This window comes from Magnetospirillum gryphiswaldense MSR-1 v2 (assembly GCF_000513295.1).
Taxonomy (GTDB): domain Bacteria; phylum Pseudomonadota; class Alphaproteobacteria; order Rhodospirillales; family Magnetospirillaceae; genus Magnetospirillum; species Magnetospirillum gryphiswaldense.
Map to the genome: position 1 here is coordinate 686,801 of NC_023065.1, position 19,483 is coordinate 706,283.

19 protein-coding genes are annotated in these 19,483 nt (G+C 64.2%); 4 read left to right on the forward strand and 15 right to left on the reverse strand.

Features of this window, described 5'->3' with window-relative positions; genetic code table 11:
- The gene (locus MGMSRV2_RS03220; RefSeq protein ID WP_024078897.1) at positions 1-2,226 is read right to left on the reverse strand and encodes an NHLP family bacteriocin export ABC transporter peptidase/permease/ATPase subunit; all 2,226 of its coding nucleotides are present in this window, start codon (positions 2,224-2,226) and stop codon (positions 1-3) included.
- On the reverse strand, positions 2,223-3,536 hold the full coding sequence (locus tag MGMSRV2_RS03225) for an NHLP bacteriocin system secretion protein (protein WP_084027892.1): 1,314 nt from the start codon (positions 3,534-3,536) through the stop codon (positions 2,223-2,225). The genes MGMSRV2_RS03220 and MGMSRV2_RS03225 overlap by 4 nt, the downstream gene beginning before the upstream one ends.
- 143 nt (positions 3,537-3,679) lie before the next feature.
- On the opposite strand from MGMSRV2_RS03225, the gene MGMSRV2_RS20945 reads away from it, so the two are divergent.
- Positions 3,680-4,297, forward strand: a complete 618-nt coding sequence (locus MGMSRV2_RS20945; RefSeq protein WP_024078899.1) for a hypothetical protein — start codon at positions 3,680-3,682, stop codon at positions 4,295-4,297.
- A gap of 426 nt (positions 4,298-4,723) precedes the next feature.
- Here MGMSRV2_RS20945 and MGMSRV2_RS03235 read toward each other — a convergent pair whose 3' ends face one another.
- The 5 genes from MGMSRV2_RS03235 to MGMSRV2_RS03260 all read right to left on the reverse strand — a co-directional run bounded on the left by MGMSRV2_RS03235 (position 4,724) and on the right by MGMSRV2_RS03260 (position 8,942).
- The gene (locus MGMSRV2_RS03235) at positions 4,724-6,100 is read right to left on the reverse strand and encodes an IS1182 family transposase (RefSeq protein WP_024078900.1); all 1,377 of its coding nucleotides are present in this window, start codon (positions 6,098-6,100) and stop codon (positions 4,724-4,726) included.
- Positions 6,101-6,189: 89 nt separating this feature from the next.
- On the reverse strand, positions 6,190-6,567 hold the full coding sequence (locus MGMSRV2_RS03240) for a hypothetical protein (protein ID WP_024078901.1): 378 nt from the start codon (positions 6,565-6,567) through the stop codon (positions 6,190-6,192).
- Positions 6,564-7,883, reverse strand: a complete 1,320-nt coding sequence (locus MGMSRV2_RS03245; protein ID WP_024078902.1) for a recombinase family protein — start codon at positions 7,881-7,883, stop codon at positions 6,564-6,566. Before MGMSRV2_RS03245 ends, MGMSRV2_RS03240 begins: the two co-directional genes overlap by 4 nt.
- Positions 7,880-8,323, reverse strand: a complete 444-nt coding sequence (locus MGMSRV2_RS03250; protein WP_024078903.1) for a DUF2924 domain-containing protein — start codon at positions 8,321-8,323, stop codon at positions 7,880-7,882. The genes MGMSRV2_RS03245 and MGMSRV2_RS03250 overlap by 4 nt, the downstream gene beginning before the upstream one ends.
- Positions 8,324-8,666: 343 nt before the next feature.
- A complete protein-coding gene (locus MGMSRV2_RS03260) occupies positions 8,667-8,942 on the reverse strand; it encodes a hypothetical protein (protein ID WP_024078905.1) in 276 nt (91 codons plus the stop codon).
- A 74-nt stretch (positions 8,943-9,016) separates the two neighbouring features.
- Here MGMSRV2_RS03260 and MGMSRV2_RS03265 point away from each other — a divergent pair, with 74 nt between their 5' ends.
- Genes MGMSRV2_RS03265 through MGMSRV2_RS03275 form a run of 3 tightly spaced genes read left to right on the forward strand, consistent with a single transcriptional unit; the run spans position 9,017 to position 12,377 of the window.
- Positions 9,017-10,588 carry a recombinase family protein gene (locus tag MGMSRV2_RS03265; protein WP_422612275.1) on the forward strand — a complete coding sequence of 524 codons (1,572 nt, stop codon included), beginning with the start codon at positions 9,017-9,019 and terminating at the stop codon, positions 10,586-10,588.
- The gene (locus MGMSRV2_RS03270) at positions 10,588-11,478 is read left to right on the forward strand and encodes a ParB/RepB/Spo0J family partition protein (protein ID WP_024078907.1); all 891 of its coding nucleotides are present in this window, start codon (positions 10,588-10,590) and stop codon (positions 11,476-11,478) included. Before MGMSRV2_RS03265 ends, MGMSRV2_RS03270 begins: the two co-directional genes overlap by 1 nt.
- Complete coding sequence (locus MGMSRV2_RS03275; RefSeq protein WP_024078908.1) at positions 11,475-12,377, forward strand: plasmid partitioning protein RepB C-terminal domain-containing protein; 903 nt, start codon at positions 11,475-11,477, stop codon at positions 12,375-12,377. The genes MGMSRV2_RS03270 and MGMSRV2_RS03275 overlap by 4 nt, the downstream gene beginning before the upstream one ends.
- A gap of 204 nt (positions 12,378-12,581) precedes the next feature.
- Here MGMSRV2_RS03275 and MGMSRV2_RS03280 read toward each other — a convergent pair whose 3' ends face one another.
- The 8 genes from MGMSRV2_RS03280 to MGMSRV2_RS03315 form a co-directional block, all read right to left on the reverse strand.
- On the reverse strand, positions 12,582-13,181 hold the full coding sequence (locus MGMSRV2_RS03280) for a hypothetical protein (protein WP_024078909.1): 600 nt from the start codon (positions 13,179-13,181) through the stop codon (positions 12,582-12,584).
- Positions 13,182-13,183: 2 nt separating this feature from the next.
- The gene (locus MGMSRV2_RS03285) at positions 13,184-13,621 is read right to left on the reverse strand and encodes a hypothetical protein (protein WP_024078910.1); all 438 of its coding nucleotides are present in this window, start codon (positions 13,619-13,621) and stop codon (positions 13,184-13,186) included.
- 63 nt (positions 13,622-13,684) lie between these two features.
- A complete protein-coding gene (locus MGMSRV2_RS03290) occupies positions 13,685-16,009 on the reverse strand; it encodes a host specificity factor TipJ family phage tail protein (RefSeq protein ID WP_024078911.1) in 2,325 nt (774 codons plus the stop codon).
- Positions 16,006-16,401, reverse strand: a complete 396-nt coding sequence (locus tag MGMSRV2_RS03295; RefSeq protein WP_024078912.1) for an NlpC/P60 family protein — start codon at positions 16,399-16,401, stop codon at positions 16,006-16,008. Before MGMSRV2_RS03295 ends, MGMSRV2_RS03290 begins: the two co-directional genes overlap by 4 nt.
- A 70-nt stretch (positions 16,402-16,471) precedes the next feature.
- Positions 16,472-16,996: a DUF1833 family protein gene (locus MGMSRV2_RS03300; RefSeq protein ID WP_024078913.1), complete on the reverse strand. Its 525-nt coding sequence runs from the start codon at positions 16,994-16,996 to the stop codon at positions 16,472-16,474.
- Entirely contained in the window at positions 16,989-17,336 is a 348-nt protein-coding gene (locus MGMSRV2_RS03305; RefSeq protein ID WP_024078914.1) for a hypothetical protein, read from the reverse strand. Before MGMSRV2_RS03305 ends, MGMSRV2_RS03300 begins: the two co-directional genes overlap by 8 nt.
- A gap of 12 nt (positions 17,337-17,348) precedes the next feature.
- On the reverse strand, positions 17,349-18,683 hold the full coding sequence (locus MGMSRV2_RS03310; RefSeq protein ID WP_024078915.1) for a radical SAM/SPASM domain-containing protein: 1,335 nt from the start codon (positions 18,681-18,683) through the stop codon (positions 17,349-17,351).
- Positions 18,683-19,474 (reverse strand): hypothetical protein, encoded by a 792-nt coding sequence (locus MGMSRV2_RS03315; RefSeq protein WP_024078916.1) that lies wholly within the window; start codon positions 19,472-19,474, stop codon positions 18,683-18,685. The genes MGMSRV2_RS03310 and MGMSRV2_RS03315 overlap by 1 nt, the downstream gene beginning before the upstream one ends.
- Positions 19,475-19,483 lie beyond the last annotated feature (9 nt).

Consider the following 19,483-nt stretch of genomic DNA (forward strand, 5'->3'; position numbering starts at 1 on the left):
TCAATGCTCGATCAGTCGGCGATACGGCCCGTCGGTTTCCATCATGGCGTTGTGGGTGCCGCGCTGGATGATGCGCCCGCGTTCCAGCACGACGATCTCGTCGCAGTCGCGGATGGTGGACAGGCGATGGGCGATGATGATGCAGGTGCAGCCCCGCCGCCGCAGGTTCTCCACCACCTGGATTTCAGTGGCGGCGTCGAGCGCGCTGGTGGCTTCGTCGAGGATCAGCACGGTGGGTTCGGCGGCCAGCGCGCGGGCGATCTCGATACGCTGGCATTGGCCGCCCGAGAAGTTGCGACCGCCTTCGGACACCGGCGAGTCGTAACCCTGGGCGCGTCCGGCGATGACGTCGTGGATGGCGGCGTCCTTGGCGGCGCGGACCATGCGGTCGTCCGGCAGGGTATCGTCCCACAGCGTCAGATTGTCGCGCACGGTGCCTTCGAACAACGCGATGTCCTGGTCGACGATAGCCAGTGAGGTGCGCAGGGTCTCGCGGCCAAGCTCGGCCGCAGGCACGTCGTCGAACCGGATGGCGCCTGACCACGGCCGGTAGAAGCCGGCCAGCAGCTTGCCGATGGTCGATTTGCCCGAGCCTGAGCCGCCGACCAGGGCGACGCGGGCACCGGGGGCCAGATTCAGCGAAAATCCCTCGATCAGCGGCGGGTCCAACGGCGAGAAACCGAACACCAGGTCGCGGACCTCGACGCGGCCCGACAATTTGCGGGTGGCGGCTGCGGGGGCGTCGAACTCGGGGTCGCGGGGATGGCGCAGCACGTCGTCGAGACGGTTGACGTAGCCCACCGCCTCCTGCAATTGTCCGCCCAGACCGACGATGCTGGTGACCGGCGCCTGGAATTGCGCCATCAGCATCTGAAACGCCACCAGCATACCGATGGTCAGGCCGCCTTCCATCACCCGGAAGCCGCCCAGCGTCAGGATCGCCGCCGAGGCGAAGCCGCCCAGCAGCAACGGCGCCGCCTGCAGGAACAACCGCTGGCGGGCGAGGTCCTGTTCGGCAGTGACCACCTTGGCGTGGTAGGCGGCGATGCGACCGAAGAATAGATCCTCCATCCCCGACGCCTTGAAGCTGTCGATGATGCCGATGTTCTGGGTGGTGATGCCCGACAGCTTGCCACGATCGAGCAGCAGCTTCTGGTTGGCGTCGGACAGCCGGCGCGACACCAGCTTCAGCGCCCCCAAATTGGCGGCGGCAAAGGCCAGACCGACCAGTGTCAGCAACACGTCGTATTGCAGCATCAAGAGAGCGAACGAGGCCATGGTGACGGCGTTGAGGCCGGCGGTGGCGAGGTCGCCCGAGATCAGGCTGGCCACCCGGTCGTTCAACTGCACCCGGGTGGCGATCTCACCGCCATAGCGCTGGGCGAAGAACCCGACCGGCAGGCGCAGAACGTGCCACAGGAAGCGCGACGAGGCGGTGACCGACAGCCGCGTCTGCAACTTGAGCAAATTCTCCTGCTGCAGCCACGTCAACGCCATGCGGATCAATGCCGTCACCACCATGGCGGACAGCAGCGGCACCAGCCAGTCGCCCAGGTGCTGGATGAGATAATAATCGACGTAGACGCGCTGGAAAGACGGTAGAAGCAGAGCCGGGATCGACAAGGCCAAGCTGGTCGCCAGCAGGTACAACAAGGGCGTTTTCACCCCTTCGAGCTTGCCCTTGAGGCTGTTCCACGCGCTCGCCGGCTGGCCGCCGGTCTGAAATTCTGGACCGGTCTCGAAGGCCAGGGCGACACCGGTGAAGCTTTCGTCGAATTCCAGGTCCGAGACGGCGCGGGGACCGGTGGCAGGATCGTTGAGCAGCACCTTGCCGCCGCCATAGCCCTCGACCACGACAAAGTGATTGAAGTTCCAGAACACCACCAACGGCAAGGGCAGCTTGCGCAACCCCGCCGGTTCCATCTTGAACCCCTTGGCCTTGAGGCCGTAGGCGCGTGCCGCCTTGACGATGTTGCTGGCCTTCGAACCATCGCGCGAGACGCCGCAGGCATAACGCAATTCCTCGAGCGGAACGAACCTCCCATGGTGCCCCAGCACCATGGCCAGGCAGGCTGCACCGCATTCGACCGCCTCCATCTGCAAAACGGTGGGGGTGCACACGCGCAAGCCGGCAGGCTTGGCGCCGCGCCAATGATCGAGGCGTGCCCGCGCCCGCTCGACCAGCGGGCGGCAGCGATCCAGCAGGGCGGACACCTTGGCGATCATCGGTCCAGCAATTGCTCGAGGGCGGGAAGCGCCAGGCTGATCATATGAATCTGGCGCACGTGGATTTCCGCATCCGCCAGGGTGCCGGAATTGATCTCGCCGTCAGGCCCGCGCGACGACGACCAGCGAAAGCCGGTGGGCGTGGCGGGATCGCGGCTCAACTCCACTACCACCTCGAACGGTGCGCCGCCCTGACCCGACAAGGCTTGCACCAATTGCTGGTTCTTCAGGGTGCGCATCATGCCTTCGGAGGTCGAAGGGATCTCCGCCACCGACAGCACCTTGCCCAGGATGAAGCCGTATTCCTCGCGCTTGACCGTCGAGGGCGCCACCTGGACATCCATCCCCGGCTTGACCTTCTTGCCGTCGCCGGGCGGCACGTAGAGCACCGCCCGCACCCCGCCGGCACCTTCAAGGGCACCGAGGTCGCTGGGCAACAGGCTGAACAGGGATGCCCCCTTCTCAACCACCTCGCCCTCGTTGACCTTAAACTCGACGATTACGCCGCTGTAGGGGCTCAGGACCACCGATTGGCGGGCCAACCGTTCGGTCAGCGCCTCGATCTTGCGCTCGACGGCACCGATCGCCATGCGCTTGTCCAGCAATTCCCGTTCCTTGCCGATGGTCAGCGCCGTCTCGTCGCGCTCGATCTGCTTCAGTTCGTTGTTGCTTTTGGACAAGGCCTCATGGGCGGCATTCAAGTCGATCTTGGTGTTGATGTAGCGCTGCCGGTCGATGATCTGGCGTTCCAGCAGGCGCGCCTCGTTGCGCGCTCGCTCGTCGAGCCAGCGGATGCGGTCGCGGACGTGGCCCATGGCCTCTTGCACGTCACGCTTCTTCTGGGCCAGCAGGTTCATCTGAACCTTCATGTCGCGGCTTTGAAATTCGACGATCTGCTTGCGCTGGCGTTCCAACTCGTTGAGTTCCTGACGCGCGGTCTCCAGGTCCTGACGAAGGTCGGGCTGCTCGATCCGCGCCACCAATTGGCCGGCCTCGACCCGCTGGTTCGACCGCACCGGCAGCGCAGCGATGCGACCGCCCTGCTCTGACGCCACCGTCAGCACACCACCGGCGCTGAACAAGATGCCCTTGGCCGGCACCCTGATCGGCACAGTCGCGATCATGCTCCAAACCACGGCGACGGCGACCAGAACACCGCTCGCAGCCATCAGCAACCACGCCAATGGCGAAGTCACACACATAGCCTGATCAAGTTGTTCCGGAGTCGAAAGCCGCTCCAGCGCCACTTGTCGGAAGATAGACTGCGTTCCGTTAATGCTCATTATAAACTGATAACTAGTTGTTCCCATCCAATTTAGGATAGCCGTGATACATGGCTGGTGGTAAGCATAAATACGGGTTTAGACAAAAGATTTCATTGCACTGTTGTTGCGTCGCGATTGCTGCGGCGCGAAAAAAATGGTGCAAAGCTACAGCACAAGGGAGAGCGGCGATGGCACCCATAAAGGAAACTGGCAAGACCCCGGAAGAGATTTCCGAGTTGGATTTGGACTTGGTGGTCGGCGGCTCGGGAACGCCTGGCGAAGCTCCGCCGGAAGACCTGGCCGGTGCCATCGATGCCCCGCCGCCCCCGCCCGGTGGTGAAGTGCCGCCCCCGCCGCCACCCGGTGGTGACATGCCGCCTCCGCCGCCACCCGGTGGTGACATGCCGCCTCCGCCGCCGCCCGGTGGTGACATGCCGCCCCCGCCGCCGGCAGGTGACGAAATGCCACCCCCGCCGCCTCCGGGTGGTGGGGATATGGCCGCACCGCCGCCCCATCCGGATGGCTATGTCAATGAATTCATCGCTCCGCTGTTTGAAGGGCTCGAATACAACGCAGAGGGACCGAGTTCGTGGACGCTGCCGGTTTCGGCCGATCAGGTTGATCTGGAGAATTCGACCTTCACTGTCTCGGCCGATCAGGTTGGAAGCTGGGAAGGCGGGATTCCTCCCGAGGCCAAGGACAATGGCGATGGGACCTACACCATCCATTCGTGGCCGATGTCGGGAATGGTCGACAATGGCGACGGCACCGTGACACTGGAGGTCGGTATCCCGCCGGCACACTGACGCCTAGGGCTGCGTAACGCGCATGTTGCGGCGCCCGGTCAGGGGCGCCGCGATCGCGGTCGGGCACCAGTCGAATGGTGCCCGGCGTTACGCCAATTTGCTGAGCATATGGCGCACCCGCCGCCCCTGCCTTTGAGGGAGGCAGGACCGTCGTTCTTCATGTGGCCGATGACGGGATCGGCGACGGAACTCGCGGGGATGGCCCCGGTAGAGAACGGTTGAGGCCGTGGCCGCGATAGCCCTTGTCACCTATCCAGGCCCAGCAACCGCTGGTGTGGCGAATTAGGGCAAGGTCCGTTTTCGGAATTAGGCGGTGATCTCCGGAACGACCATGATGGGCGGATTCTGTTGAAAAACCCCATCGATGGCGGCCTGGCGCTCGATGGTGCCGACACGATCTGACGAGACTGTGTTGCCCTGTCCCGCTCAGGTCGCCGGGACCAGTTGCTGCATGGGGATGAGCTTCGCGAGTTTCCGGAGGTTCTGGGCGGTGGCGGCGAGAAGGAATTCGTCGCGGGCACCGTTTGGTCCCCGCAATCGGAGCCGATCCAACTTCAGGATGCGTTTGAGGTGGGCGAACAGCATCTCGACTTTCTTCCGTTCGCGCCGTGAGGTGACGTAGGCATCTGTCTTCGCGATCTCGCGCGCCATGTCGCGGGCGCCTTCGTGAATCGATCGCGGGATTTTGCGCGCAGGTTGGCCGGGGCAGCAGCGCGGTTTGAGCGAGCAGGCATCGCAGTCGTGCTTGCTCGCGCGATAGCGCATGAAGCCGTCCTTGTCGACGCCGGGCCGCGGGGTGGCGTAGGTGCGGTGATACTGCTTCAATTCCTTGCCGGCAGGACAGGTGTAGCGATCGCGCTGATGATCATAGGGGAAGTCGGCGCGGGCAAAGCTGCCGTCGCTGCGGGCGGATTTGTCGAATACCGGAATATGCGGCTCGATGCCGCGCTCATGGACAAGCCAGGCGAGGTTCTCGGCCGAGCCGTAGCCGGTATCTGCGGCAAGCCGCTCGGGCCAAATGCCAAAGCGCTCTTGTGTGCGGTCAATCATGATGCGCTGGGCGGTGACCTCGGCCTGGCGCACTGCCGTCGTCGCTTCCACGTCCATGATCACGGCGTGCTTCAGGTCGATCAGGTAGTTGGTGCAATAGGCGAAGAAGGCGAGGCCGCCATTGGCGCCGGTCCATCGGGCTGCCGGATCGGCAAGCGAGATGAACTTCGGCACAACCGGCGTCGCCGCACCGAAGGCGGTATCGTCGAGGGCTGCCAGATATTCGCGCACCGCTTGACCGGTAGCCTCGTCCGGCAGTCCTTCGTCGCCTGGCACCGAGCGCTGCCGGTTGGCATCGGCCTTGATCATGCTGGCATCGACCGCGAAGCCCTCACCGCCGACCATGCCTTCCGCCATGCAGCGTTCCACCGTCGCCTCGAACAGCTGCCGCAGCAGGTCGCTGTCACGGAAACGGCCGTGCCGGTTCTTCGAAAAGGTCGAGTGGTCGGGAACCGTACCCTCGAGTCCAAGCCGGCAGAACCAGCGATAAGCCAGATTGAGACGCACTTCGTCGCAGAGCCGCCGCTCCGAGCGGATGCCCATACAGTAGCCGATGATCAGCATCCGGATCATCAACTCGGGATCAATCGATGGCCGACCGGTCTCGCTGTAATAGGGCCGCAGCTGCTCGCGGATGTCGCCGAGATCGACGAACCGGTCGATCGAGCGCAGCAGGTGATCAGAAGGCACGTGGCGCTCGAGACTGAACTCGTAGAACAATGCCGGCTGGTCGATGTGGCGCTCACCCATCATTGGCTCGTCTCCCGCTGCTCAGATCGATTGAATCAGAGCAGCAGCACCTCAGCAACCGGGAGTTTTTCAACAGAATCGGCGCAAAGCGGTCACCCGCCATCGCCCAGTTCCCGCCTCTGCTCCGTCCAGTTCACCGGAAACGGCCCCAGCAGCGCCCGCACGGTCAGCTTCTCGGGCTGACGGCCCGCGAGAATGGCCTCGACAATATCCGGGGCCAGAAGGGTCAGGCGCAGGACGCGGCTGGCGAAGGCGCGATCGACGCGCTCGGCCCCGGCCAGTTCGTTGATGGAAGCGTGCTGACCGGATTCCAGCATCCGCCGCCAGCGAAAGGCTCGTGCCAACGACCGGACAATAGGGCTGTCCACCGGCACCCGTGTCTCCGGGTTATAGAGGCTGCCATCGGGCAGGACGATGCGCTTGCGCCCACCGATGCGGGGGAAGGTCATGGGCACGAAGACCGTGGTCATGCTGCCGCCCTCCGCCCCTTGGCTGGTTTCAGTTCCCCGGCAAGCTGGGCCAGCCCATCGGTGCGCAGGCTGATGTTGATGCCCTGGGGCGATATATCGACCCGCTCGACCAGAAGCTGGACGATGCGGGCCTGCTCGGCGGGGAACAGTTCGTCCCAGAGGGGATCAAGCTGGCCCAGGTTAGTGGCAATCTCGCGTTCGGTCATGTCCTGGCCCTCGGCGCGGACGCTTTTCCAGGTGCGGGCCACCATCTCCGGGGTGCGCAGCAGGGAGCGCAACTGGTCGATCACCGCGTTCTCGACCTGGGCGGCGGGGACGCGCCCGATCGGGCAGGCTTCGGGGCCTTCCTTGATGATGCTGGTGGTGACGTAATAGCGGTACAGCCGCCCCTTCTTGCGGGTGTGGCTGGGAGTCATGGCGCGGCCGCCGGGGGCGAAGATCAGCCCCTTCAGCAGGGCCGGCGTCTGCACCCGCGTGCGGTTGGCGCGGACACGGGGGGAAACCTCGGTGATGGAGCGGACCTTGTCCCACAGGGCCTGATCGATGATCGGCTGGTGTTCGCCGTCATAGGCCACGCCCTTGTGGACAGCCTTGCCGATATAAAGCGGATTGGCCAGCAGCTTGTAGAGGCCGCCCTTGTCCAGCTTCTTGCCCCGGCGGGTGATGCCTTCTTCTGCCAATTCCTTGACCAGCAGGGTGGCGGAGCCGATGCGGATGAACCGCTCGAAAATCATCCGCACGGTGGCGGCTTCCTCCTCGACCACCAGCAGCTTGCGGTCGGCGCAGCGGTAGCCGAACGGCACCGGCCCGCCCATCCAGATCCCCTTGCGGCGCGACGCCGCCACCTTGTCGCGGACACGTTCGCCAATCACTTCCCGCTCGAACTGGGCGAAGGACAGCAGGATGTTGAGCGTCAACCGCCCCATCGACGTGGTGGTGTTGAACGACTGCGTGATGCTGACGAAGGTGACGTCATTGCGGTCGAACACCTCCACCAGCTTGGAGAAATCCATCAGGGAGCGCGACAGACGGTCGATCTTGTAGACCACCACCACATCGACCAGACCGGTCTCGATATCGGCCAACAGGCGCCTCAGGCCGGGGCGTTCCAGGGTGCCGCCGGAGAAGCCGCCATCGTCGTAATGGGTCGGGACAAGCACCCACCCCTCGGCCTTCTGGCTGGCGACATAGGCCTCGCAGGATTCCCGCTGGGCATCCAGCGAGTTGAATTCCATCTCCAGCCCTTCCTCGGTGGATTTGCGGGTGTAGACGGCGCAGCGTAGCTTGCGGATCGGCTTGGTTCCGGCGGGCTTCATGCTTTTGTCCTATAGTTCTTCAGGCCGAAAAAGAGGTGGCCATTCCAGCGGGTCCCGGTGATGGCGCGAGCCACCGCCGAAAGCGATTGGTAAGGGCGCCCCTGATATTCGAAGCCATCCTCGCGCACCGTGACGCAGTGCTCGACGCCCTTCCATTCCCGCACCAGCCGGGTGCCGGCGATGGGGCGGGCTTGCTCCCTCTTGCGGCGGCCCTTGGTGGTGTCGAAGTCCTCGGCCATGTTCTCCAGGCGGGCGATGGTGGTCGCCGCCAGCCCACCATAGGCCAGTTCCTGGATGCGATAGGCCAGACGGCTTTCCAGGAAAGTGCGGTTGTAGGGCGGCGGTTCGGATTCGAACAAGTCGCGCCACTGCGCTTTCAGGTCGGGAATCGGTGCAGTCTTCAGTGCGGCCAGGCGGGCCAGCAATGGTTCGTCGATCATGGGTAATTCCTCCGTCGGTTGACGAGGACATGACCGCTCTGGGGGGCCGTGAAGTCGAGGCGACTATCTCTGGTGTCAGCAGATAAAGCCCTGGACTTCCGAACCTTCAGCCGGATCAGGCCAGCCGCCAGAATATCCGCCACTTCGTCCAGGCGTTCGGCGGTACTCATGCGGTCGGGATGGAGGGCGTTGGGCATCGGCGTGTCTCGCAGTTTACTGCCAGGACATTTCCGCCCGGCATTAGGTTACTGCGACAACCTTATTGTCGGCTCTTACCGGCCGACAAGGGATGGGTGTATACAATGGAAGCAGGGAGTAAATTGGCGTAAGCCACGCGTCGGCCTCATGATCTTCCTGCAGCTTTCAGCACCGCAGCAAGCACCTGATCCGAGTGACGCATCAGGGCGACGAGATGCATGCCGCCTGGAACCGTTTTGCCCGCCAGCCATTTTTTGACGGCCCGGTCGCTGACGCCGGTCCAGCGGGCCACCGTCTTGGCGACGGAACGACTGCCAAGTTCGGCCCGCAATGCATCGGCCAGGGCAATAGCCAATTCTTGTTCGGCGGCTTTGTCAAGCCCCATGAAGGGAACTTTAGTTCCCTTTTCCAGCCGGGACATGAAGGTTGCTCCGCCCATAGAATGAAGCGGAAAGCTTGATCGTTCGCACGATCAATAGAAGTCCGGGGGCGTCGGTGGCGGTAAGAAAAAATGGAGACAACAGCAAATCTGGAGACCGGAAGGGGCCGATACGGGCTGCCCAATATCTGCGCATGTCCACCGAGCACCAGCAATATTCCACCGAGAACCAGGCCGATGCCATCGCCCATTATGCCCAACGTCATGGACTGGAAATCGTCCGCACCTATGCCGACGAAGGAATAAGCGGGCTGCAATTAGATAGACGCGAGGCGCTGCAAAGATTGATCGCCGACGCAACCCAGGGCCGCGCTGATTTCGAGATGCTGCTGGTCTACGACGTCAGCCGCTTTGGCCGCTTCCAGGACACCGACGAGAGCGCCTATTACGAATACCTGTGCAAGAAGGCCGGCATTCGGGTGGAGTACTGTGCCGAGCAGTTCGTCAACGACGGCAGCATGCCTTCCTCCATACTGAAAATGATCCGCCGGAGCCAAGCGGGGGATTACAGCCGCGACCTGTCGATCAAGGTATTCGCCGGTCAGTGCCGGCTGATCCGGATGGGCTATCGTCAAGGCGGCCCTGCGGGCTATGGCCTGCGCCGCATGAGAATCGATCAGACTGGAGCCGAGCTTGGCCTTCTGGAACGGGGGCAACACAAATGCCTGCAGACCGACCGGGTAATCCTGAAGCCTGGTCCCGAGGACGAAATCGAAACAGTGCGGCGCATCTATCACCTGTTCGTAAGGGAAGGCCGCCGCGAAGGCGAGATCGCTGCCCAGCTGAACGCGCAGGGGATCATGACCGACCTCGGACGTCCCTGGCGGGCCTCGACGGTGCATCAGGTGCTGACCAACGAGAAGTATATCGGCAATAATGTCTTCAACCGTCGCTCCTTCAAGCTGAAGGCCCAGCGGGTCAGGAATCCGCCGGAAGAGTGGATCCGGGCCGAAGGCGTCTTCACCCCCATCGTCGAACTCCAGGACTACCGGGCGGCGCAGGCGATCATCGTCGAGCGGTCGCGGCGGTTTTCCGATGAGGAAATTCTGGACCATCTGAAGGCAGTACATGCGCGGCATGGATTGCTGTCGGCCATTGTCATCGACGAGACACATCACGGACCATCCAGCGGCGCCATCCGTCATCGGTTCGGCAGCCTGCTCCGGGCCTATGCCCTGATCGGATACGATTCCGGCCGTGATTACGCCTATATCGAGGACAATCGCCACCTTCGCCGGATGTTCCCCACCGTGGTGGAAGATACCCTGCGCCGCATCCGCGACCTGGGCGGCAAGACTCGCCGTGAGTTGGAGAGCGGCCTGGTGGTGGTGAACGAGGAATTCTCACTCTCGCTGGTCATCGCCCGCTGCGAGACCACCAAGGCCGGCGCCCATCGTTGGACCATCCGGCTGGAGACCGGCCTGCTGCCCGACATCTCGGTGGCGGTTCGGATGGCGCCGGGCAATCGCGATATCCTGGACTATTACCTGCTGCCCGCCATCGACATGAACGTGGCGAAACTCCGTCTGGCCGAGGACAACGGCATCGGCCTCGACGCTTACCGCTTCACTTCCCTGGAACGCTTGTTCGACCTGACCCGGCGTATCGCGCTGCGCGAGGTGGTCTGATGACGGCGGATGCGGAAACAGCACTCATCCACACGATTCCTGTTGATCGGATCCGGATTGCCAACCCCCGCAGCCGAAACCGCGAGATGTTCGCGGCCCTGGTGGACAGCATTGCCTCGGTGGGGTTGAAGCGACCGATCACGGTCAGACGGACGAGCATCGACGAAGACGGTCCGAAATACGATCTGATTTGCGGCCAGGGGCGCCTGGAGGCTGTGATGGCGCTGGGAGAAACGACCATCCCGGCCCTGATCGAGGACACAGACGAGGCCGATGCCTATCTGCGCGGCCTGATCGAAAACATGGCACGACGCAAGCATACCAATCGCGACCTTCTGACCGCCATCCGCATCATGGAGGATCGTGGATATAGTTCAACGGAGATCGGGGCCAAGACCGGTCTCGACCCCTCTTACATCTCGGGCATCCTGACCTTGCTGCGTGAAGGCGAGGAAAGACTGATCGCCGCGGTCGAACGCGGCTGGATGCCCATCTATCTGGCAAGCCAGATCGCCCACAGCGACGATTTCACGCTTCAGAACATGTTGATGGACGCCTATCAGGAAGGAACGCTGAAAGGCCCCCAATTGCTGCGGGTGCGCCGCCTGATCGAGCGCCGCAAACTGATCGGGAAAGCCTATGGCCAAAAGTGGCCCGGCAAGGACCAGCCCCCGTCTTCCCGGCGGCTTGCACAGGTTTATCAGGAGGAGGTCCATCGTCAGCAAATGTTGATCCGCAAGGCCGATATCGGCGAGCAACGGCTGATCCTGCTGACCTCCGCCCTGCGCCGCCTGCTCGCCGACGAGCATTTCCGCACCCTGCTGCGGGCGGAAGGGCTGCTCGATCTTCCCAAGCCGCTGGCGGATCGCCTGAAGGGAGAGATGCCATGACCGGCATCCGGCTCGGATTCGAGGCGAAAACCATCACACTGCCGCTGGAGCGTATTCTGCCGACCAAGGCCGTGGGACGAGAGGTGCTGAAGACGCCCAAGTTCCGCAGCATTCTGGCGTCCATCCGCCGGGTGGGGCTGGTCGAGCCCCTGGCCGTCCATCCCGAAAAGGCGAGGGAACGCTCTGGGCCGTACATTCTCCTGGACGGCCATCTCCGTTTGGCGGCCCTGCGGGAAATCGGCGTGACCGAGGTGCGCTGCCTGGTCTCCACCGATGACGAGGGTTTCACCTATAACCGTCGGATCGCCCGGATGACCGCTATCCAGGAACATCGGATGCTGCTTCAGGCCATTGATAAGGGCGTGTCGCCCGAAGCCATCGCCGAAGGACTGGCGGTGGACGTGAAGCGGATTCAGGAACGGCGACGCATGCTGGACGGCATCGCTCCCGAGGTCGTCGGCATGCTGAAGGATCGCATGGTGGTTCCGGCGATATTCCCGATCCTGCGACGGATGAAGCCGCTTCGTCAGATCGAAGCGGTGGAAATGATGATCTCGGCCAATCGTTTCACCCAATCCTACGCCAAGGTCTTGTTGGCGGCGACCCGGCCCGAACATCTGACCGATCCGGCCAAACCCAAAAAGGTCGAGGGCATGTCGGCGACCGACATTGCCCGCATGGAACATGAGATGGAGCGCCTTCGGCGTGACTACCGCTCGGTCGAGGACAGTCTGGGCGACATCATGCTGACCCTGGTGGTGAGCAAGGGATATTTCGCCAAACTGTTCCGCAACGAAGCCGTGGCCGACTATATCGATCGTCATCACGCCGAATTGGCAGCGGAAATGCGGGGGATACTGGAAGCGGTCGGCAGCGACGCTCGAACCTTGGATCGATAGATTCGTTGAAATGGGGACCCGGACCCGAAAGCGCGGGGACCACCGGAGACGCCGTCGCATGGGACGGATCAAGGGTGGTGGTGGGGATGGCGGCGGTCCCGTTCGGAGCCCATCAGCGGCCTGCCACATACGCGGGCCAAAACACGAAAAGCGGCCGACCAGGGTTTCCCCCAGCCGACCACATGGTCTGAAATCCAATCCGTTCTATTTGCCGATCGGTGATGCCTGCGCCAGTAGGGTGCGGGTCTGCTCTGAATCGGCCGAGCCGCCGAATTCGAAGTCGAAGGCGGTGGCGAACTTACCCGCCAGCAGCGTCACCACCGAGATGATGCAGCCGCCGACGGCAGTGTTGCCGTCCACATGGCCGAACACCATGAATCCAATCCCGCCGACGATGCCGAGTCCAGCTGTAACCAGCAACACATTGGCGCGGACGTTGCTGCGCCCGGCCTTGATGAATTCGGTGTCGCGGGCACGGGCGTTCTGGCGGTCGGCCAGGGTGGCGGTGAGCGTGGTGAGGGCGCCGGCCATCTGCTGCATCCGCTCCTCGTGGGCGAAGGTCTGGGCCTGCGAGCGAAGCTGGAAGACAAGGTTGGGATCGGCCAGGGCTTCGCGGGCCTGGGCGGGGTCGTCGGTGCCGGTGATGGCGCGGACGGTATCGGCCAGTTTGCCCACCGCCTTTTCGGCATCGTCGCCGAACAGGCTGGCGATGTCGGGGGCGACGTCCAGCGCCACCTTGGCCAGCCCCGCGATGGGATTGGCGGCGATGGCGGCGGCATCGCCCAGTAGGTCGAGCAGCTTCATGGTCAGGCCCTCCCCAAGCCCATGTCCACACCGGCCAAGATCACCTCGCGGGCATAGGGCTGCCGTCCGTTTTCATGGCGGATGATGGCTTCAACCAGAGCGGCCATGGTCTCCGGCCGGGTGACGTCGATGGCCTGGTCGGGCGTCACGCCAAGGCGGGAGGCGACATGGGCAATGTAGGAGCCGGTGTCGTTCTCGCAGCCCGGTGCCCAGCGATTGATGATGCCGGCGACGGTGTTGAGGCCATGGCGGCGCTGATAGCCGAGCAGGATGCGGGCCAGCGCCCGGATACCGGCTTCGGGACTGACGAATTCCTCGAACACCGGGTCGTCGTCGGTGGCCCGTTCGCCCTGCCACTGGGTCTTGTCGCCGGGCGCTTCCTTGATGTTGCCGGGATTGTTCAGGCGGATGCCGCGCGGTACGACGCAGTCCTTGGTCATGGGCTGTCTCCAACGAAAAATGCCGCCCGGTGGGGCGGCTGTGTGGGCGGGAAATGAAATCGGCTAATTCACATGCACCCGCGCATCCTCGGCGACGGCGGAGATCTCCACCTGCTCGCCACGGGGACGGATGCCCAGGACCCGACCGGATTGCGCCCAGGCTTGGCCGGGGCCGAAGCTGAAATACGTCCGCTCCTCGGAGCCGCCGGTGTAAGGGACGACGGTCAGGGGATCGAGGACACGGACTTTGGTGGGATCACCGGGCACTGCCTGGACCCGGTACGGTCCGGCCAGCCCACCGTCCCGGCGGCGTAGCGCCAGGTAATGGGCGGCTCCCTCGGTCCATTCCACCGGCTCGGACAGGGCCAGCACGTCGCCCTGGTGACCGACCACCTCGCCGCCTTGCCCCCATCGAGGCATGTCGTGGGTGATGGCGACCAGATCGCCGTAGGTGGGAATCATGCCCTCCAGCTCGGTGCGGAAGGTGACCAGACGGCGGCGGTAGCGGTTGTTGGCGGCGATGTATAGACCTTCCCGTTGGGCGTGGTCCTTGGCGGTGCAGCCGAACAAATTGACCTTGGCCGGGTTGTCGCCGGCACTGTCCGCCAGCTTGGCCGTGGTCTCGTCGGGCTTCCAAGAGCGCGACGAGAAATACTCCACCGTCACGGCGTCTGCGGTGTCGTCGCCCGGCATGACATATTTGATCTTGAACGAGCCCTTGACGATGTTGCGCGGCCCGAACAGCGCCACCGGGATGGTCTGGGGCTGGTCGCGGATGATCCGCACGATGCCGCCCTGCTGGATGGGCACGGCGCGGCCGCAGCGGGCGATGCGGGTCAACGCCTCCCACACGGTCATGCTGGTGTCGAACACCGCGTCGAAGCTGTCGCCGCGAGCGATCCAGACGGCATCCAGGGTGGCAAGAGCCTTCAAATCGATGCGGGCATCGGCCAGCTTGCCGCCGTACTGGGCCTTGCAGGCATCGGCAAAAGCCCAGGCGATGGAGCGGGTCGGCTGAGGTTCCGACCAACCGCCCGTTTCCGACCACACCGGCAGCTTGCGAGTGGCGATGACGTTGATCATGCGGCTGGAGCGCTGGGTCAGATTGTCGGTGGCCCGCATCTTCACCGCCAGCAGGGTGACGGGGCCGAAATCGGGTTGGCCGACGAGAGTGGCCCTCAGCGCCGCCCAGCGGATCTCATGCCCGGCCCGCTCGGCGGTGTCCTTGGTATCCAGGCGCTTGAGGCGCACCTCGTAACGGCCCGGACTGACCGGATAGCGGAAGGACAGGCGGATGGGGGAGTTGGTGGCGGCGGTTCGGCTTTCATTGCCCAGCACCGCCCACTCGGCCAGCGGATCGCCGTTGTCGTCGATGGGGCGAGTATCGACGCGCCACTGAACCGTGCGGGCATCGAGGCTGCCGGAATCGTTAGCGTAATAGAGGCCGCGCGGCATGACCACGTCGATGCCCAGCGCCCCCGCAGAAGTGTCCACCGGGTTAGCGGTGAACGGGCCGACGAAACCGTCGTCGCCGGAGGCCACCAGATTGGGGGCTATCAGTTCCTGACCCGCCACCTCGGCGGCGGTGATCACGTCGGGGTCGAACAGCGTCACCTCGCCGCCCGGCGGCACGATCTCGGTCTGCACCTCCTCGAAGGAGGAGATCGGGGTGTCCTCGATCCGGATCTGCCCGATCTCGTATTCGCCCTGGCCGACGACGTGAAGCTGGTAGAGGAACTGCTCGCCACCGACGTAATCCTGGTACGGCTCGCATGCCAGGTCGGGATAGATCAGGTGGCGGCCATAGATGACCGGGATCGGCTGGCCGAGACGGGCCTGATTGCCCTGAGCCTGCAAGCTATAGGTGGGGCTGGCCGCCGGAATGGCGCCGCTGCCGCCCCAGCTCATGGAGGGGATGGACGGCTTGGGTGCCGGAACCACTGTGTTGATCAGCGCTGTGCCGGCCAGGGTGATGGCTCCCGCGCCGATGGCGGTGGCGGCTTCCATGGTCAGGCCGATGCCGGCCTCGGCGAAGGCGGAGCCGACATAGGGAGCCAGGGCCGCGCCGCCATAGAAGGCCGCTACCATCACCGCGATGGTCAACACCACCCGCATGGGGTTCTTGCCCCCGCCACCACCGCCGCCGCCACCCATGGGCCAGCGGATCACGGTGACGATGTCGCCTGCGCCGATCACCCGCAGGGCATAGACGTCCGCCGACACCATGTCGGTGCCGATGCGGATTTCCGGCCCGGTGACCCAGTTTTCCTCGGCGATGCCGCATTCCAACAGCAAGGCCCCTACCGTCATCCCTGCCTCGACGGCATGGACCGAGCGACTGGTCACCGGCTCGAACGGATTGGTGACGATAATGACGGAAGCGGTCATGGCGAAAACCGGTAGAAGCCCTCGATCGCCCAGCCATTGAGGCGCAGCGCGTCGGGGCGTTGGAACACCACCCCGGAATCCTCGGCGCAGTGCAGGACGCCGCCGCCATCCAAGGCAAGCCAGACGCCCACATGGATGGGATGGCGGGAGCGGCGCAGCAGGACGCAATCACCTTCCTGCGGCACGTCGACCTTGACCCAGCGCCGCCGTTCCGGGTGATCGCGGAAGATGCGGCCCATGGCGAGGGTATCTTCAGGATTGGCGATGTCGGGCAGGCCCCGGCCGAAATGCTGGGCCTGCACCATGCGGACGAACTCCCAGCAATTGAACAGGTCCGGCCCTCGGCCATGGGGTGACCACGGCAGGCCGATCATGGCGGCAGCCCAATGCATGAATTGCCTCTTCGGGAACGGGGGCCAGGGACCGAGTCCCTGGCGGGTGCAGGGCAGCGCCCTGCGGCAATTACCGCGCCAATCCGGGAAAGCGCCGAGCGGTGTAGGTGATGGAGGGAAACGCCTTGTTGCCGATGTCGAGCATGCGGGCGCGACCGGTGACGCGCATTGTGTCCGCCTCGACCTCGGTCAGGGTCAGTGTGATCGGCGGATCCATGTGCGGCCCCTCCAGATCGGTGGAAAGATAGGGCCGCCAGGTGACCTCGATCACATCCTGGCTGATGGCGGCGGCCTCCAGGGCGTCGGCCAGGTCGCGACCGACATTGTCGAGGGACAAGGTGATCTCGGGTACCGGCGCGGTATCCACTGGTGGCGGCGCGAAGTTGAAGGCCATGCTGGCGAAGGTGACCTTCTGGCCCGCATCACGGGGAGCGCCAGTCTCCAGTCTTGCGGCCAGATCCACATGGTCGCGGACCACCCGAATCGGCTGATCAAAGCTGGGGTGCCAGATTTCCAGCGTGTCGAGGACGACGGTCCCCGACGGCGCCGAGGCGAAGGCCTCCTTCAGCGCTTGGCTGAGAGACGGATCAGGCATGGTCGTCCTTGCCGGGGACGCACATGGGCGACGGGAACGGACAGAAGGTCCGGGCCGCCAGCAGCTTGCGCATCTCATGGACGATCTCGGACAGGCCTTCGACCGCCGAGCGCAGGGCCTCGGTCTGGCGGGCCTGTTCCTCGACCACATGGGCGAAGGCTTCGACCGGGATGCCGGTGTCGGCCCTGGACGTCTTGCGCGACCACGCCCAGGCGACGATGCCGACGATGATCACCGTGGCGGCGATGGCGGCGACCTGGACCACGGGAGCCGCTTGCCCCCAGGCGCCGACATACTGGGTAGCGACGCCAGCCCAGATGTCGGGGGATGAATCGGTCATGGCGATGCTCCGTCAGAAATCCAAGGCGGTGATGCCGGGGAAACGGATGCGCTCGCCCTCGATGCGGACCAGGCGGGCGTTGGTCAGCAGGTAAAGTGCGAGTGCCAGATAGGCGATTTCGAAGGTGAAGGAATTGTCGCAGGTCACACGGTGGCAGCCGCTGTCTTCCCCGAACATCATGCAGCCGCCGCCGCATAAGTGTAGCACCGGGCAATGCCGGCATTCCTCGCGGTGGCTCCAGTGGGTCGAATGCTGGAGGCGGATGTTGTCGAAGGCATGGACGCTGCCGAGAAGCTGGGTGGGCGCCGCCCCGTTGGGGCAGAGGATGACATCGCCGTTGAGGCGCAGCGCGATGTTGTCCACCCGGTCCATGCCGCATCGCTGGCCGAGGGCATCCGAAGTCTTCGCTGTCCGCAGGACGTCGAAGAAACCCCTCAGCTTGTAGCTGACATGGGCGACCGGGATCATGTCGGGCCGGGCGATGCCGTCGAAAATGGTCCGTCGCACCCGGCGATGATCCTCCTCTGTCAGCGGCGACATCAGCATGTCATGGGCCTGGTGGGCCATGACCATGCCCTCGGTGACGAATTGCGGGGCAGTGGCGCCGGGCGGCAGGTTGAGTTTTGCCAGGAAGAAATCGCGGATGGCCACCGGGTCGTGGTTGGCCAGCGTCAGCACGCTGTTGAACGCGATCTTGCCGACGGGGGCCAGCCGTTCGACCGCGTAGCGGATGCCCTCCAGGACCTTCGGGTCGTCGAGGGGATCAGGCCCGCGCACCGATTGGCCGGGGCCGTCATGGCTGATGGAGAGGGAGAAGCCCAGCTTCATCAGCCACTCCACCTTGTCGCGGTCGAGCAGGCTGCCGTTGGTGGGCATCCAGAAATGGGCGTTCGGCCACATTGCCCGGATGGCTTCGGCCATGCGCTTGATCTTCTTCCAATAGACCAGTGGCTCGCCGCCCCAGAACTCGAAGCGGATATCGCCCTCGGGCGGGGTGTGGCACCACTCGGGCAGCCGGCGCACGAACGTATCGACGTCGGCGGTGTCGGCGGTGTCGGCGATGGAATCGTCGCTTTGCCGGCTGACGGCCTGCGAGCAATAGCCGCAGGAGAAATTACAGGCCAGTCCGAACAGGATGCGGACCATGCGCAGTTGCCGATCCTTGCCGAGCTGGTTGTGATCGGGATGGACCCGCTGCACGGCGCAATGCGCCTGCGGCTCTCGGGCCATGCCGATGGGCGCCAGGTCGACCGCGCGGCCGTCCTCGTAGGTCAGCGCGGTGGTGTGGGGGTTCCAATTGACGACCAGCGGGCTACCGTCGGCTTGTTCCAGGTGCAGCTTGAACATTAGATCACCTCGACATTGACGTCGGCGAGACCGGAGAAATGCCGGAAACCGAGCTTGATCTTGAACCTGTCGCCGGGCTCCAGGCCCAGGGCGCCGACCTTGAACGAGGCCATCCCATCGGTCAGCCGAACACGCCGCATGGGCAGATAGCCCCCGGTCTCGGCCAGATAGAGATCGCAGACGGCCGAGGAAATCAGCATTCCCTGCCGATCCACGACCTGGATGGGGATCGTGGTATAGCCGTCGGCGACAACCTGCACGGCACCGGCTACCTTGACCCGCGGCAGTACCGCCGAGCGGGTCGCCTCGACCTCCTGCTCGACCGGGCTCTGGTCGATGACCAGCGGCCAATCGGGATGCGTCATGATGTGCAAGGCGCAATCTGCGAAGGTCGATGACAGAAACGGCACGTAGACGTGCAACGGCGCCGTCTCCATGTTTCGCGGACTTTCCTCCCGGTCCCGCCGGGTTATGGCTGTCTCGGCGAAACGGTTGAACCAGATCCCCAGCGGTTTCTGGATATCGAGCGGATCGAGGGTGGAGCACCAAAACCCATAATCCGAGAACTCACGGCGGCCCTGGATCTCGGCGAAATCGAAAATGACCGGGGGCGAGACGATCAGGTCTCGCCCTGCCAGGACATCGGCGACCGAGGCTCCGTCGATTTTGCATTCCTCGGAATGCGTGCCCTCAACCCATTGCCGATAGACCGACGCGGTGAAACCGCCTTCGGAAAGGCTGACGATGAATCCGACCCGATAGCCAAGCCGTTTGGAGTAGGCGATGAGCATGATTGCGCC